Annotated in this window: 10 protein-coding genes and 1 pseudogene; 7 read left to right on the top strand and 4 right to left on the bottom strand. The window is 54.2% G+C overall.

Features of this window, described 5'->3' with window-relative positions; all coding sequences use genetic code 11:
- Window positions 1-232: 232 nt before the first annotated feature.
- The 4 genes and pseudogenes from M2397_RS07160 to dctM all read left to right on the top strand — a co-directional run bounded on the left by M2397_RS07160 (window position 233) and on the right by dctM (window position 4,502).
- Window positions 233-1,092: pseudogene (locus M2397_RS07160) on the top strand (universal stress protein).
- A gap of 434 nt (window positions 1,093-1,526) precedes the next feature.
- Window positions 1,527-2,522: a TRAP transporter substrate-binding protein gene (locus M2397_RS07155; RefSeq protein ID WP_131696397.1), complete on the top strand. Its 996-nt coding sequence runs from the start codon at window positions 1,527-1,529 to the stop codon at window positions 2,520-2,522.
- A 67-nt stretch (window positions 2,523-2,589) separates the two neighbouring features.
- Window positions 2,590-3,222: a TRAP transporter small permease gene (locus M2397_RS07150; protein WP_145338180.1), complete on the top strand. Its 633-nt coding sequence runs from the start codon at window positions 2,590-2,592 to the stop codon at window positions 3,220-3,222.
- A complete protein-coding gene (dctM, locus tag M2397_RS07145; protein WP_145338181.1) occupies window positions 3,219-4,502 on the top strand; it encodes a C4-dicarboxylate TRAP transporter large permease protein DctM in 1,284 nt (427 codons plus the stop codon). The genes M2397_RS07150 and dctM overlap by 4 nt, the downstream gene beginning before the upstream one ends.
- A gap of 69 nt (window positions 4,503-4,571) precedes the next feature.
- On the opposite strand, the gene M2397_RS07140 is transcribed toward dctM, so the two are convergent.
- The 4 genes from M2397_RS07140 to nhaA form a co-directional block, all read right to left on the bottom strand.
- Window positions 4,572-4,970 carry a DUF1850 domain-containing protein gene (locus M2397_RS07140; RefSeq protein WP_145338182.1) on the bottom strand — a complete coding sequence of 133 codons (399 nt, stop codon included), beginning with the start codon at window positions 4,968-4,970 and terminating at the stop codon, window positions 4,572-4,574.
- A complete protein-coding gene (locus tag M2397_RS07135) occupies window positions 4,967-6,994 on the bottom strand; it encodes a TRAP transporter permease (RefSeq protein ID WP_259242527.1) in 2,028 nt (675 codons plus the stop codon). Before M2397_RS07135 ends, M2397_RS07140 begins: the two co-directional genes overlap by 4 nt.
- An 81-nt stretch (window positions 6,995-7,075) precedes the next feature.
- Window positions 7,076-8,029: a TAXI family TRAP transporter solute-binding subunit gene (locus M2397_RS07130; protein WP_131696402.1), complete on the bottom strand. Its 954-nt coding sequence runs from the start codon at window positions 8,027-8,029 to the stop codon at window positions 7,076-7,078.
- 273 nt (window positions 8,030-8,302) lie between these two features.
- The gene (nhaA, locus tag M2397_RS07125) at window positions 8,303-9,499 is read right to left on the bottom strand and encodes a Na+/H+ antiporter NhaA (RefSeq protein ID WP_131696403.1); all 1,197 of its coding nucleotides are present in this window, start codon (window positions 9,497-9,499) and stop codon (window positions 8,303-8,305) included.
- Between the two features lie 298 nt (window positions 9,500-9,797).
- On the opposite strand from nhaA, the gene M2397_RS07120 reads away from it, so the two are divergent.
- The 3 genes from M2397_RS07120 to M2397_RS07110 all read left to right on the top strand — a co-directional run bounded on the left by M2397_RS07120 (window position 9,798) and on the right by M2397_RS07110 (window position 15,639).
- Complete coding sequence (locus M2397_RS07120) at window positions 9,798-12,008, top strand: LTA synthase family protein (protein WP_259242526.1); 2,211 nt, start codon at window positions 9,798-9,800, stop codon at window positions 12,006-12,008.
- 451 nt (window positions 12,009-12,459) lie between these two features.
- The gene (locus M2397_RS07115; RefSeq protein WP_405046417.1) at window positions 12,460-15,138 is read left to right on the top strand and encodes a cation-transporting P-type ATPase; all 2,679 of its coding nucleotides are present in this window, start codon (window positions 12,460-12,462) and stop codon (window positions 15,136-15,138) included.
- Between the two features lie 66 nt (window positions 15,139-15,204).
- Complete coding sequence (locus tag M2397_RS07110; protein ID WP_131696405.1) at window positions 15,205-15,639, top strand: universal stress protein; 435 nt, start codon at window positions 15,205-15,207, stop codon at window positions 15,637-15,639.
- Window positions 15,640-15,642: the final 3 nt, after the last annotated feature.

Genomic DNA, 15,642 nt, shown 5'->3' with positions numbered 1-15,642 from the left:
GCAGCAATAGACTTGAGGACTCATGCTAATGAGTCGATCACATCAATAAAAATCGTTTATTCGATGCGAATAGTTCGTTTTTTACGAAGTAACGAAGACAACGCAAGAGGCGATGCGCACGGCTCCAGCAGCCTCGTTTAATGCTCGATCGAGATGAAAAGATCTGCAGACCATTCGAACGCTTGCCAACTGCCAAACCTATCAACGACTCTTTCTGGTCGCAGGCCCAACCATGCGTCACTCGCCGGCGATGGAGCGGGCAATCGCACTGGCCGACGCTACAGGCGCAGCGCTGCATATCGCGGTGTTCATCGAAGACTTCGACCTTATGCGGTTAATGAGCAACAGTGAACAGCTTCGTGAGAGTTGCCGGCAGGAGAACCTCCAGTGGTTGAAGGATGAGGCCGAACTCATGCGCAGGAAGGGCATCAATGTGACCACCGAAGTTGCATTGACCCGTGACCCGCTGCAAGAGATCCTTGGGCGTGTGGCTGAAATGCAGCCAGACCTGATTATCAAGGACGTACATCATGAATCAGCGCTCAAACGCGTATTCGTCACGCCTTTGGATTGGCAGTTGTTGCGCGAATGTCCGCCCCCCGTACATCTGGTCAGCGAAGTCAGGTGTCCGCTTCCTCGCGGTGATTGTGGCAGCGGTTGACCCATCGCATCCAGAGGGTCAGATCAGCGGAATCAACGACAGCGTCATTCAGGCGGCGAACGAATTGGCGACGCAATGTGATGCTGAATTGCACATGCTGTATGCCTATGAACTGACACACACATTTCTCTGATGCAGGTGCTGGTGCCGTGACGATGCCAGGCTTCAGCAACGACGTGCGCCGGTCACTTGAAAAGTGCTTCATTGCCTTGGCTGGACGCCACGGCGTGCCACCTGAGCGGCAACACTTCATAGCAGGGCCGCCAACCAAAGCGATGGCCGAGTTTGCCACTCACACTCGAGCGGATGTCTTCGTAATGGGAAACACTCATCATAAAGGGGTAGACAAGCTGATCGGCAGTACCACGGAGCATGTTTTGTATAAGGTGCCCTGCAGCGTTTTGGCCATCAAGGGAGAAGTGGATCAATGAGCGGAAAAAAACACCATTATTCCAACCGGCTGCGGGGCTGATGTCATTTTTACCCAGGCTGCTGACTTCAGATGAACTTGGGCGGTCTGTAGGACACGCATAAGACCATCGATTACCAGGTATTCAGGTAGGTCAACTGCTTCCGGTAGGCTGAATCAAAACGGCATCAGCACCGGCAACTCTGGTTCACCAGGGAAAAATATGTCGATAACTCTTAAGTCACTCTCCGTTAATCCTTGGCGCAATCGTCCCAAGCATTAAATTGTAAGAGTGTGTTTCCGCAGAAGCTCACCCATTACATACAAGATTTTAAACTACATTCGGTCATCACCCTCCAAACGGCAGTTTTCTGCCTAGACTTGCTCTTGTCCGCTGTGCACATGCTTTCCAGAGCATGGAATTGCACGGAAAACTAAAACAAGAGGAAACCCCCAATGTTCAAACCTATGTGGAAAGCAGTCGCATGCACCCTTGCACTTGGCACCATGAGCATGGCCATGGCTGCAGATCCGGTGATTATAAAATTCTCCCACGTCGTTGCAGAGCAGACTCCCAAAGGTCAGGGCGCCCTGATGTTCAAGAAACTGGTGGAAGAACGCTTGCCCGGCAAGGTCAAGGTCGAGGTCTATCCCAACTCTTCATTGTTTGGCGATGGCAAAGAGATGGAGGCCTTACTGCTCGGGGACGTACAGATGATTGCACCGTCGCTGGCCAAGTTCGAGCACTACACCAAGACCGTTCAACTGTTCGACCTGCCTTTCCTGTTTGATGACATCACCGCTGTTGACCGCTTCCAACTGAGCCCGCAGGGCCAGGCACTGCTCAAGTCCATGGAAGACAAAAACATCACAGGACTGGCCTATTGGCACAACGGGATGAAACAACTGTCCGCGAACAAAGCGCTACGAGTGCCGGGTGATGCCCGTGGCCAGAAGTTCCGGGTGCAGGCCTCTGCCGTGCTCGAGGAGCAGTTCAAGGTCATACGCGCCAATCCGCGCAAGATGAGCTTCGCCGAGGTTTATCAGGGCTTGCAGACCGGTGTCGTCAACGGCGCGGAGAATCCTTACTCGAACATCTACAGCCAGAAAATGCATGAAGTACAGAAGTACATCACCGAATCCAACCACGGTGTACTGGACTACATGCTGATCACCAACACCAAATTCTGGAGCGGTTTATCGCCGGAGCTTCGTGGCGAACTGGACAAGATCCTCGTCGAAGTCACCGCGCATGTGAACAAAGAGGCCGAGCAACTGAATCAGAACGCCAAGCAGAGCATCATCGCGGCCAAAACCACCGAGATCATTATCCTGACGCCTGAGCAGCGCGACCAATGGCGTGTAGCGATGAAACCGGTGTGGAAGAAGTTCGAAGGCGATATCGGCGCCGAGCTGATCACTGCCGCTGAAGCTGCCAACCAGGCCCAATGATCGGTGGACGACAGGTGTTGCCCTCCTGGCAGCACCTGCCTGTCATTCGCTACAGGAGATGCCATCCATGAATGCCCTTCGGCGCATCTGGGAACACTTCGAGGAAGGTTTCATCGTCTTCCTTTTGGCCGCAATGACGTTGGTCACATTCGTCTACGTTGTCCTCAACAACCTCTACACCCTGTTCTACCGCCTCGCCGAGAGCTGGGAAAGCGCCAGGGAATCGCTGTTCGCCATCGGCGACGGCGTCATGGGTATGGCACAAGCCATGACCTGGAGCACCTCACTGACCAAGGCTTTGTTTGGCTGGCTGATTTTTTTCGGGTTGTCGTACGGCGTCCGAACCGCTGGTCATATCGGCGTTGACGCTCTGGTCAAGCTGGCGAGCAAACCGGTGCAACGGGTCATTGGCATCATTGCCTGTCTTTGCTGCCTGACGTATGCCGGACTGCTCAGCATCGCCAGTTTCGGCTGGATCCAGACCCTGATGATTGCCCAGATAGGTGCCGAAGACTTGGGCCAGTACGGGATCATGCAATGGCACATCGGCTTGATCGTCCCCGTAGGTTTTGCCTTGGTCTTCATCCGATTCGCTGAAATTCTCGTGCGTATCCTGCAAAACAGGCAGACCGGCCTGGGCCTGGCGGATGAAACCGCAGACGCGTTGAAACTGACCGAACACGAGGATGACAAGTCATGACCATTGCCTTCCTGTTTGTGATGCTGTTCGTGCTGATGTTCATCGGCGTTCCCATTGCCATATCCCTGGGGTTGGCGGGCTCGTTGACCATCGTTTTCTTCAGTCCCGACTCTGTGCGCTCTCTGGCGATTAAACTGTTCGAGACGTCGGAGCACTACACGCTGCTGGCCATCCCGTTCTTTCTGCTCGCGGGTGCCTTCATGACCACCGGTGGCGTCGCTCGGCGGCTGATTGACTTTGCCAATGCCTGTGTCGGCCATATACGTGGAGGTCTGGCTATCGCTGCCGTATTGGCGTGCATGTTGTTCGCTGCCCTTTCCGGATCGAGCCCAGCCACTGTGGCGGCGGTGGGTTCAATTGCCATTGCCGGCATGGTCCGCTCCGGTTATCCGCAAGCCTTCGGTGCGGGGATCGTCTGTAACGCCGGGACCTTGGGTATCCTGATTCCACCCTCGATCGTGATGGTGGTCTATGCAGCCGCGACCGAAACGTCAGTCGGCAAACTGTTTATGGCTGGCGTGTTACCAGGCCTGCTTCTGGGGCTGGCGTTGATGGTGGCGATCTACATCGTCGCCGTGAAGAAAAAGCTGCCCGCCATGCCGCGCGCGACGTTCCGTGAATGGCTTAGCACGGCACGCAAGGCGATCTGGGGTCTACTGCTGATGTTCATCATCCTGGGAGGTATCTACTCCGGGATGTTTACCCCGACCGAAGCGGCGGCGGTGGCGGCCGTATACTCGGCCTTCATTGCCTTGTTCGTCTACAAAGACTTAACGTTCCGCGAAACGCCAAAGGTCCTGCTGGACTCGGCCAAGCTGAGCATCATGCTGATGTTCATTATTGCCAACGCCATGCTCTTCGCGCACGTTTTGACCACTGAGCAGCTACCGCAACAGATCACCGCGTGGGTGATTGAAGCGGGGCTGACACCGGTGATGTTCCTGCTTGTGGTGAACATTGTGCTGTTGATTGCAGGGGCCTTTATGGAGCCCTCGGCAATCATCCTGATCCTGGCACCGATACTGTTTCCCATCGCCATGAAGCTGGGTATCGATCCCATTCACCTTGGCATCATTATGGTGGTGAATCTGGAAATCGGCTTGATCACTCCACCCGTGGGTCTGAACCTGTTCGTGACCTCTGCTGTGACAGGTATGACGCTGCCTGCAACCATCAGAGCAGCCATGCCCTGGCTGATGATACTGCTCCTGTTCCTGATTCTGATTACCTACGTGCCTTGGATCTCCCTGGCTTTGCCAAGCTGGCTGGGCATGAGCTGATACCTGCCTGTCCGGGTACTGGACGTTCGTATCCGGACAGGACTTTCACGTTTGCGCTACCCCGGCCACTTAGTGTTGTTCTGAGTCCGTCACGCAACTCCATAGCTCCACCGAGGACGGATTGCTGACAGGTGGCCCCAGCCACTCACTCATCTCGTGACAATGCTGATCAAAGCACAACTGGTAGTCACCTGCTTCCGGAGTACGTCCCAGGTTCAGCGGCTGCATGGGTGGTAGGTGGCGCTGATAGTGCCAGCTGCCTTTTTCCAATCTCGCCTCTGCGGGAATTTCCATACCCGCGCCATTTCCTTTGACCCTTGCCTCCATAAGAACGAGCCCTTGCTCCGAGACACGGTAGTCTTCTTCCCAACGAATTTTTTCGATTGTGTGATTCCAAGCCAGTGTAAAGCTTGAGATTGGGAGTTGGGCCCAGGCGACCCCCGCCAAACCCAGGCACAAGCTGATCATGCTCTGGCCAGTCCGCCACGGCGAGACCGCCAGACATGCTGAAGGATCAGCAACACACCCAGCACAAAACCGATTTCGTCGGTCAACGGCAGCGCAACGACCAACAAAGCACCTGCCGCGAAACACAATAAACGCTCCCAAACCGGCATCTTCTGTTGCAGATAACCTGTGGACGCCATTCCCCAAAGGCCAACGGCCAACATCGTCTTGACTAACATATAGGCAGTCATCCACAAATTGTCGCCTTGCAACATTAGCGCAGGGTTGTAGACCGCCATGAACGGAATGACGAATCCTGCCAGTGCAATACGAACCGCCCACAAACTGATCTTGAATCCTGTTTCCTTGGCAATGGGCGCTGCGGCAAAGCATGCCAAGGCAACCGGAGGGGTAAGGTCTGCAAGAATTCCGAAATAGAAAACGAACATGTGCGACACGATCAGCGGCACACCCAACTCAAGCAAAGCGGGTGCTGCAATCGAACTGGTGATGATGTAGTTGGGAATCGTCGGGATACCCATACCCAAGACCAGGCAGGTAACCATCGTCAGTATGAGTGACAACAACAAGTTATCCCTGCCGATGGCCAGTATGTAACCGGCGAAGGTCGAGGCTATGCCCGTCAATGACACTACACCGATGATGATTCCCACTAGCGCGCAAGCAATCCCGACCGGCACAGCATGACGAGCACCTTCGACCAACGCATGCAGGCAAATACTCAGGGTTTCTCGGCCTCCCTGAATAAACCAACAGATGACCACTAACGTGGCGATCACCGCAAAGATCACGCTGATACCCAACTGGAAAAAACCGACGCAGAGGACACCCAGAGCGATCCAAAAAGCACATCGCAACGCGAAACTGGACACCCGAAAAATGATTGCCGAACCGAGAATAACGATGGCTGTCAGCGCCAGACCCACCATCCCGGAGAACAGTGGGGTACGTCCGGAAAACAGCAGGTAGACCAGGACAAAAAGCGGAATCAGCAAATACCAGCTTTCCTTTACCGCAACCCATGCGCTGGGACATTGGTCTTTGGGTAGCCCTTTAAGGTCGGAGCGTTTTGCCTCAAGGTGAACCATCCAGAACACCGAACCGAAATACAGGATGGCTGGAATTAACGCAGCTTTGGCGATCTCTACAAACGGGACATTAATTGTTTCCGCCATAATGAAAGCGACAGCCCCCATCACAGGCGGCATCAGTTGGCTGCCCATGCTCGAAGTTGCCTCTACGCCGCCAGCAAATGCTGCCTTGTAGCCGAAGCGCTTCATCAATGGAATCGTGAACTGTCCGGTCGTGACAACGTTTGCAATGCCTGAGCCTGTGATCGTCCCCATCAAAGCCGATGACGCGACCGATACTTTTGCCGGTCCTCCGAGTTTGTGGCCAAACAATCCCATTGCGAAGTCAGTAAACAATTTGATCATTCCCGCCTGTTCGAGAAAGGAACCGAACAAAATGAACAGGAAAATATAGGTAGCGGAAACGTAGGTTGGTGTGCCGTAGAGCCCCTCGGTGCCGAATGACAGCTGGTTGACGATTTGATCCAATCCGTAGCCTCGATGTGCCAGGTCGCCTGGCAGGTATTCACCCAATAAACCGTATGCCAAAAACAGTCCACAGATGACGGGCAATGCGATACCCATCACCCGACGAGCCGCCTCAAACACCAATGCGATCAATACCAGCCCAACGACCATGTCTGCAGATGTCAGGTCACCCGAACGCTGGATCAAATCCGCCTCGAAGAACCATTGATACAAGGCAGTGGTAATCCCGGCGAGACTCAATATCCAGGCCAACGGCTGCCAAGGTCGCGTTCTGCCATACGCCGGGTAACTCAGAAACACCACCCACAGCAGGAAACCAACGTGCACCGCGCGCAGCACCTGGCTGGAAACAGGCGCAAACGCAGCGGTGATAATCTGGAAAACTGAAAACAACAACGCCACGTAGAACAGCGTCTTAGGCCAGTCACGTGGGTTGGCGGCTATGCCATGATGATCTTCGCTCATTGGGTACCTGCATCAAAACTACATAGAAGGGTACGAACCGCTCTATCGCTCTAGCGACCATCCCCGTGGCGCATTTTTGGATTACAGCGCTCCAGCTTCCTTGTAGTAGCGCTCGGCGCCGGGGTGAAGTGGAATGGGCAGATTCTTGGTAGCATTTTGCAACTTGATGTCCTTGGCGGCTGAGTGAGAATTACCTAAACGAGTGAGGTTTTCGAACATCAGCTTGGTCATCTGGTAGGCAACGTCATCCGAGACATTCTCGCGCGTCACCAAAATATTGGTGATCGCCACCGTAGGCACTGACTCAGGCTGTCCGTCATAGGTATTGGCTGGAATTTGTGCAGGCTGATACGCGGCATTGCCGATTTTCGAAACCACATCAGGAGGGATGGAGACGTAGTTCAATGACATGGTTGAGGAAAGGTCGCGGATGGCCGCCATTCCTAACCCCGAGGACTGAAGCGTGGCATCTAACTGACGGTTTTTGATCAGCTCGACCGACTCCGCAAAGGGTAGGTATTGGACTTTGCTCATGTCTTCGTACGTCAATCCCGCCGCTTTAAAGATCGCACGCGCGTTCAGCTCGGTACCGGACTTGGGGGCGCCGACGGAGATGGTTTTCCCTTTCAGATCCGCCAAGGTTTTGATGCCGGACTCTTTGTTCGCAACAATTTGAATGTAGTTCGGATAGGCTCCTGCAATTGCTCGCAACTTTGTCAGCGGGGCCTTGAACCCTGCATCTTCCACACCGTTTTTTGCATCCGCCACAGAGTCCCCAAGCGCCAGAGCGAGCTCCCCACGATCAGCTTGTAAAAGGTTGAGATTTTCCACCGAGGCTTTTGTCGCTTGGACAGAAGTCTTCGCCCCCGGTATCCCATCGCTGTATATCTGTGACAGCCCAACCCCAATGGGGTAATAAACCCCGCTAGTACCACCTGTAAGGATATTTATGAACACAGGTGCGGCGTTAGCTGCGCACGAGACTGTCAACGCAGCGGTGGCCGCAAAGAGGCTAAAGCGTTTGTTTACTCGCATGGAAAACTCTCCGTCTTGTTATGGCTTAATGCAGAGTCTTTCTACTGTAGTCGAAACCAACGCCTTGAGTGGGAAGCTGAGTTAGCCTAATAATTTTGGGGTTATCGTTCAGTCGCTGCGATGGCGCCTAATCGGGATGTACTCTCCGAGCAATGCACGGAGCTTGCTTTCAACGTCCATTTCTCGCTGTAGGCCTGAATCGCTTTTCGACGCAGGCTTCTAAACCACAGTATTTCTAGGCTTCGAGAAATACTGTGGTCATATCAAGAGAGATTATTTGGCTACGGCAGCACTCGTTAGGACGCTGCTGCGGCGAAGGACTATAACGCCGCCGAACGCTGCCAGAATCGATCCGATCAATACACCGACTTTGACTTCATCAATCAAAAGAGCTGATCCGGCGAACGCCAGATTGCCAATGAATAGGCTCATAGTGAAACCAATGCCGCACAACAGTGCTACGCCATAGAGTTGAACCCAGGTACTCCCTTCCGGGAGCTTGGCCAGGCCCATACGAATGGCCAGAGCAGCCAATAGGAAAATACCGACCTGCTTGCCCACCAAAAGCCCCAGAGCTACACCCAACGGAACCGGATCGACCAGGTTCTCCATCGAAATACCGGCCAATGAAACACCCGCGTTGGCAAAACCAAAAATCGGCACCACTGCGAACGCTACCCACATGTGCAGCTTCTCTTCCAGGAAAAGCAGCGGAGATCGGGCTTCCTCTTCTGGCTTGCCCATGGGGATGCACAGCGCCACAGCGACACCCGCCAGCGTGGCATGTACACCCGATTGCAGCACGAAGAACCACAGCACACCACCGACCAGGAGATACGGGAACAATCGCCTTACGCCCAATCGATTCATTGCGATCAGAATGACCAGGGTAGCAAGCGAGGCCAGCAACATCGGCATGGAAAGGCCCGAGGTGTAGAAAAAGGCGATGATCACCACCGCGCCCAGATCGTCAATGATCGCTAAGGCAGCCAGAAACACTTTCAGCGAAGTCGGGACTCGCTTACCCAGCAACGACAAAACACCTAAGGCGAATGCGATGTCAGTAGCGGCCGGGATCGCCCACCCCCCCAGGGTCTCAGGATTACCCCAGTTGATTGCGATGTAGATCAGCGCAGGAACCACCATGCCGCCCAAAGCACCAAATCCAGGTAAGGCGCGTTGCCCCCAAGTGGAAAGCCCACCAGCCAGCACTTCTCGTTTTATTTCGAGCCCGACCATCAGGAAGAAGATCGCCATCAGGCCATCATTCACCCAATGCTCTACAGACATGCCCATCCAAACACTGTGCAAGGCTGCAAAGTAATTCTGGGATAGGGGCGAGTTAGCAACAATCAGAGCGGCCAGAGCAGCACCCATCAACACGAGACCGCCAGCGGATTCCGATGACAGAAAGCGAGCCAGAATCGCGGCCGCTCGAGGGGTTTCGGCTTTAGCTTGATGCTTGGTCATCAACGTCCTTGGGATCACTTAAAAGGTAATAGATTAACATCTGGCCTACACGAAAACGGCGGCGTTAAACAGCCTGAAACAGTTAATGTACAAGTCCATAACCTGGCATCAATGTTTTTTGTTCTGTGCTCTGGAATGGGGTTTTAGACCAGAACATATTGGCATGCGAAACAATATACATGCCGCCCATCGGCTCCATACCCCGTGCCCTGCCCTTTTCGAATAACCCGCTCAGCCTTCCCATCGCTTGATACCATCCAGCACACTTGTATGAAGATTTAATGTCTGGAAGGACTCTGTGAACATTATCCGTCGCTGGTTACGACAACCCTATGCACGCCTTATCACTTTGATCGGATTGGTTCTGATCGTGCCTGTGTCCATGCGTGCGGCACTGGGCTGGTCGAATCCACTCGGCTACCTTTCGGATCTGGGAATTGCGAGCCTGCTCATCGTACTCCTGCATCGCCGTCCTTGGTGGTTAGCACTTCCAGTGCTGCTGGCATGGGGACTTATGACACTGGCGACTGCTGAGCTGGTCAGCGCGGTCGGTAGGCTTCCAAACTCCTCAGACCTGCACTACCTGATCGACCCTCAGTTTTTGGAAAACTCTACCGGTGGTGGTTTCGCCCAGCCTTGGCTAGCAGCCACTCTGTTTCTTGGACTGGTGATTTGGCTGATCACGCAGTATCCGGGGCGCTCCACTGCCGCACCGGGCTTGCCGCGAAGCGCGTGGGGAGCACCGCTACTGCTATTGATCGCCCATTGGGGCGCTCAGCACCTGTACCCCTCAGAGGAAGACCAGTGGCGCTTGTTCAACCTCCCGCATCAGTTGATGGCCGCGAGCGTTGGCGATGTTCAGGCAAGCGCAGAAGAGTGGTTGGAAGGTGATGTTGTCGATGCCCCACCGCAAATGGCGGGGCTCACTCAACTCGATTTGGACGGACAGAAATTGCTCGCGGCACCAGGGCGAGCGCGCAATGTGTTGATCATCGCGCTGGAAGGTATTCCCGGCGCTTACCTCGGCGTCAACCGCCAAGCCCTGCACAGCAGCTATCAAGAAAACCTCATGCCCAACCTCAGTCGTTGGGCAGAGCGCGGCATGAATACGCCGGACTATGTACTGCACAGCCATCAAACCATTCGTGGCCTGTACTCAATGCTCTGCGGTGATTACGACAAGCTCGACAACGGCACCCCCAAGGGCGTCGAGATGCTAACCCAGAACGAACGCAACCGCGCATGCCTGCCGGCACAGTTGCACAAGCACGGGTTTGCCACGCATTACCTTCAGGGCGCAGGCCTGCGTTTCATGGCCAAAGACAAAATCATGCCGCACATCGGCTTCGATGCCACCCATGGCTTGGAATGGTTCACCAACAGCAACTATCTGGAGTTTCCTTGGGGCAAAGATGACAAGGCGTTCTTCGAAGGGGCGCTGCACTACGTCGGCCAGCTGAAAAAGCACAAAAAACCGTGGATGCTGACTCTGCTGACCGTTGGCACCCACCAACCCTATTCAGCCCCTGAAGACTACCTGCAGCGCTACGACACCCCCAAGCAGGCCGCCGTCGCTTATCTGGATGATGCACTTGGGCACTTCCTCAATGGCCTGGAACGTAAGGGCATCTTGAACGACACCTTGGTGGTGATCACCTCGGACGAATCTCATGGTATTGATGGCGTGCGGTTGGCCTCGTCTTGGGGATTCAACTTGACGCTTGCACCCGAGCAGGATCAGTTACCCCATGTGAAGTCCGGCGTGTATGGCCATGTCGATCTGAGCGCTTCGATACTCGACTATTTTGCCTTACCAGTCCCCTCAGCCTTGAGCGGTCGCTCCCTATTTCGTGACTATGAAACGGGCCGCGAGATCATGTCGTTCACCAACGACAAGCTTCGCTATCACGATGGACAGGGCACCTTGACCGAATGCGACTTTCAACAGCGCTGTCGGTTTTACACCAGCAAAGGCTTCATCGCCGAGCGTGCGACTTTAACTGGTCAGTACGGCGGTAAACGCGCCCGACAAATCACCGCAAGAGCGACAGCGCTGGATCATTCGCTGCTCCGGACACCGTTGAACCAGCACTACCAGTTCGGCAGCCCCGCCATCATCCCGCTTCAAGCGCAGATCAAGGATGACTGGGCCGACAACCTTATCGGTGCTCAGTACCTGGAAATGCCCAAGGGCTCGCACACTCGAGTTCGCCTGACCGTGCGCTCGGTAGATCCACAACAGAACGCCTACATACTGCTCAAGGCCAAGGAGCTGGAGCAGGATGTCCAGTTGGGCCTGCCAGCCGAAATGGTCGTCACTGCAGACCAGCCACTGGAGATGTACTTCAGCTTTGACAATCCGCAGTCGCGTAAGGCGTTTTCGTTCCACTTGTTGGGCTATGGATTGGGTGCAGTTGAAGTGAGCGACTTCAGCGTGATTACCGAGTTGCCAGAAGCACTAGAGGTGCTGGATGAAAACCCGGTCGACAACAGCGCTCAATCGAGCTAGACACCTCCGTGCTTGCACTCTTACTTTGAGTGCAACCCATATGTAGACTGTAACGTAATGATTTATCAAAGTATTGCAGTAACTGCACTCCAAACTATTAATAGATCGAACTTACTAAAAACAATATCCGGGTGCTGACACCATAAATCACAAGTGGCGTAGATCGAAGAATAGATTGCTCAGTAAATATCTTGTCACACTACCGACTGCCAACAATTTGATTTAAGTCAATAATCATCAAGCGCTTGGTTGCATGGATCTTTTAGTTCGTATCAGCTAGATGACAGAGAGAATGTAAGAACATCCAACGATTTTTTAGCGTTCTGCTATACCCACGCCCGCCCATGACCACCTCAGCCCCGTTCAGTCGAGATGTGTGCACAGGAGATAATCATTGAAGAAGCCGGTGGTCGACGCAGCAACTGAGCAAACACCAATCCCCCCGCATTCCGTGGTCTGGCACTCCCTGCCTGCCGAGCAAGTGAAGAACCTGCTTGAGGTGAATGAACATGTCGGGCTGGAGGCAACCGAAGTCCAAGCCAGGCTTGCCCGCACTGGTTTCAACAGGCTACCAGAAGCAGCACGTCGACCCGCGTGGCTCAGATTCCTGCTGCAATTTCACAACATTCTGATTTACGTGCTTCTAGGATCCGCTGCGATTACCGCGATGCTGCAGCATCTGTGGGACACGGCGGTGATTCTTGCAGTGGTTATTGCAAACGCAATCATTGGATACGTCCAGGAAGGCAAAGCGGAAAAAGCCATGGACGCTATCCGGCAGATGCTGGCACCGCACGCCGCCGTGATCCGCGCAGGCCAACGCTTAAGTATTGTGGGCGAGGAACTGGTACCGGGCGATATCGTTTTGCTGGAGGCGGGAGACAACGTCCCTGCCGATTTACGCCTGCTGCACGCGAACAGACTACAGATTCAAGAAGCCATTCTTACCGGTGAATCCGTACCCGTAGAAAAGCATACGGAACCAGTAGCCCTTGGAGCAGCCGTGGGTGATCGTACTTGTATGGCATTCAGCGGCACGCTCGTGACTTGCGGGCAAGCAACAGGGGTTGTCGTTGCTACCGCAGCATCTGCTGAAATCGGACGCATCAGTACGCTGCTTGCCGGAGTAGAAACACTGACCACTCCGCTGGTGCAGCAAATGAACGTATTGGCGCGTTGGCTGACGATCTTGATCTTGTTAGTCGGCGGCCTTTTGCTCGTGTTTGGCCATTATGTTGGGCACTACGCATTCACCGAGATCTTCATGGTAGTGGTTGGTATGTCGGTAGCGGCGATACCTGAAGGGCTGCCCGCCGTCCTTACCATTACGCTGGCTGTTGGAGTGCGAGCAATGGCTCGCCGCAACGCCATCGTGCGTCGCCTGCCAGCCATCGAAACGCTCGGCTCGGTATCCGTCATCTGCACTGACAAGACCGGCACACTTACCCGCAACGAAATGATGGTGGAATCGGTAGTGACGAACGATCTCATCTTCACGGTCGATGGCGCTGGTTATCAGCCAGCGGGAAGCATCAGCCTTGCAGATCAGCTAGTCGACATATCGACTCACCCTGCGTTGGCAGAACTGGGGAGAGCAGCCGGCCTGTGCAACGATGCTGTACTGCGCCTGCATGATGACTTATGGAAGGTAGAGGGTGACCCAATGGAGGGTGCCCTGCTGGCATTTTCCGGAAAGACCGGTATCGATAGTGATGAAGATCATCGGGCCTGGCCCCGCACCGATGCCATTCCGTTTGACGCGAAACACCGCTTCATGGCGACCCTGCATCACAACCATGATCGACATGCCTTTATCTATGTAAAAGGCGCGCCAGAACAAATACTGGCCATGAGCACGCAGCAGCGCGTAAACGCTGGCGGGACTGAACCGCTCAATGCGGACTACTGGCACGAACAGGCAAACGCCATTGCTGCCAAGGGGCAGCGTGTATTGGCGTTTGCAGTTAGATCAGTCCCTCCCGAGCACACCGTGTTGGAGTTTGGGGACGTACAAGGAAGGTTAACTCTGCTGGGCATGGTCGGACTGATTGACCCGCCTAGACCCGAGACGATAAAAGCAGTTCAACAATGCCAAGCAGCAGGCATTGTCGTAAAAATGATTACTGGCGATCACGGCGGTACCGCCGCCGCCATCGGTCGCCAAATTGGCCTGCAAAATCCCGACAGTGTGTTAACCGGCGTAGACCTCGACGCCATGAACGATGCCGCTTTGAAAGAGGCGGTAAAGCACGTCAATATTTTTGCGCGCACCAGCCCAGAACATAAGCTCAGACTGGTAATGCTGCTGCAATCGAATGGCATGACAGTGGCCATGACCGGCGATGGCGTCAACGATGCACCAGCACTAAAGCGAGCCGATGCCGGTATCGCCATGGGTGGAAAAGGCAGTGAAGCCGCCAAGGAAGCCGCAGACCTGGTGCTGGCCGATGACAACTTCGCGTCCATCGTTGCTGCGGTGCGCGAAGGCCGGACGGTCTACGACAACATCAAGAAAGTGCTGAGCTGGACGCTGCCTACCAGCGCGGGCGAGACCATGACCATCATCGTCGCGCTGCTGCTTGGTACTACGCTGCCGGTGACGCCGATACAAATTCTGTGGATCAATCTGATAACCGCAGTGACGCTCGGCATCGCGCTAGCGTTCGAGCCCACCGAAGAAAACACTATGCGCAGACCGCCACGCTCGCGCGAACAGTCACTCATAAGTGGTGCTTTGGTCTGGCATATGGTGCTAGTTTCCATTCTGTTTCTCTGCGGCGTTTACGGTATTTTTTCGTATGCGCTCGACCGTGGTTACTCAGTGGAATTGGCCCGAACCATCGCAGTGAACACGTTAGTCGTGATGGAAATTTTCCATCTGTTCTTCATTCGCAATCTCTACAGCACATCAATTACCTGGAAGGGCATTCGTGGCACCAAGGTTGTGTGGATGACCGTCGCAGTAGTGACCTTAGCTCAGTTCGCCATTACCTACGCACCACCGCTGCAAAAGGTGTTTGCTACTGAAGCGATCCCCGTCCTTGATGGTCTGCTGATCATCGGGGTGGGCGTTGCGTTATTTGCCATAATCGAGATTGAAAAACAGATTCGAATCCGTTTGTCCGAGTAGAACGGGTGCAAGTTGGCCATACCCTACCTACAAGCATCTTCATGCCACTGAAAGAGGATTTGGAAAATGCATAAAATACTTGTAGCTGTCGATGGTTCCGAGCATTCGGAACGGGCGGTACGTTATCTTATTGGGCTAGTCCAAGATGGCGGATTACTGGGGGGGAGTGTTGAGGTCTATCTGGTGAATGTGCAGCCACTTTTACCCACTCGAATCGCACACGACATGAGCTCGGATGAGCTTGACCGTTACTATGGTGATAAAAGTGCTGAAGACTCACAAAAGGCTGTCGAGCTTCTGAAGCACGAAAGTATTGCATTCACACTCCATACGCTACAAGGCGATTCAGCCAGCCAAATCGTGGCGTGCTCCCAATCCCTAGGATGTGACAGCATCATTTTAGGCTCACATGGTAACGGTTTTCTTGCGGGGATCTTTCTGGGTTCTGTCGCGGCCAAGGTGATTCAGCTCTCGGATGTACCAATCACCTTAGTCAAATAAGAG

Source organism: Pseudomonas sp. BIGb0381, assembly GCF_024809815.1.
Lineage (GTDB): Bacteria > Pseudomonadota > Gammaproteobacteria > Pseudomonadales > Pseudomonadaceae > Aquipseudomonas.
The sequence above is the reverse complement of the archived record's forward strand: the minus strand, read 5'-3'. Positions and strand labels throughout refer to the sequence as shown.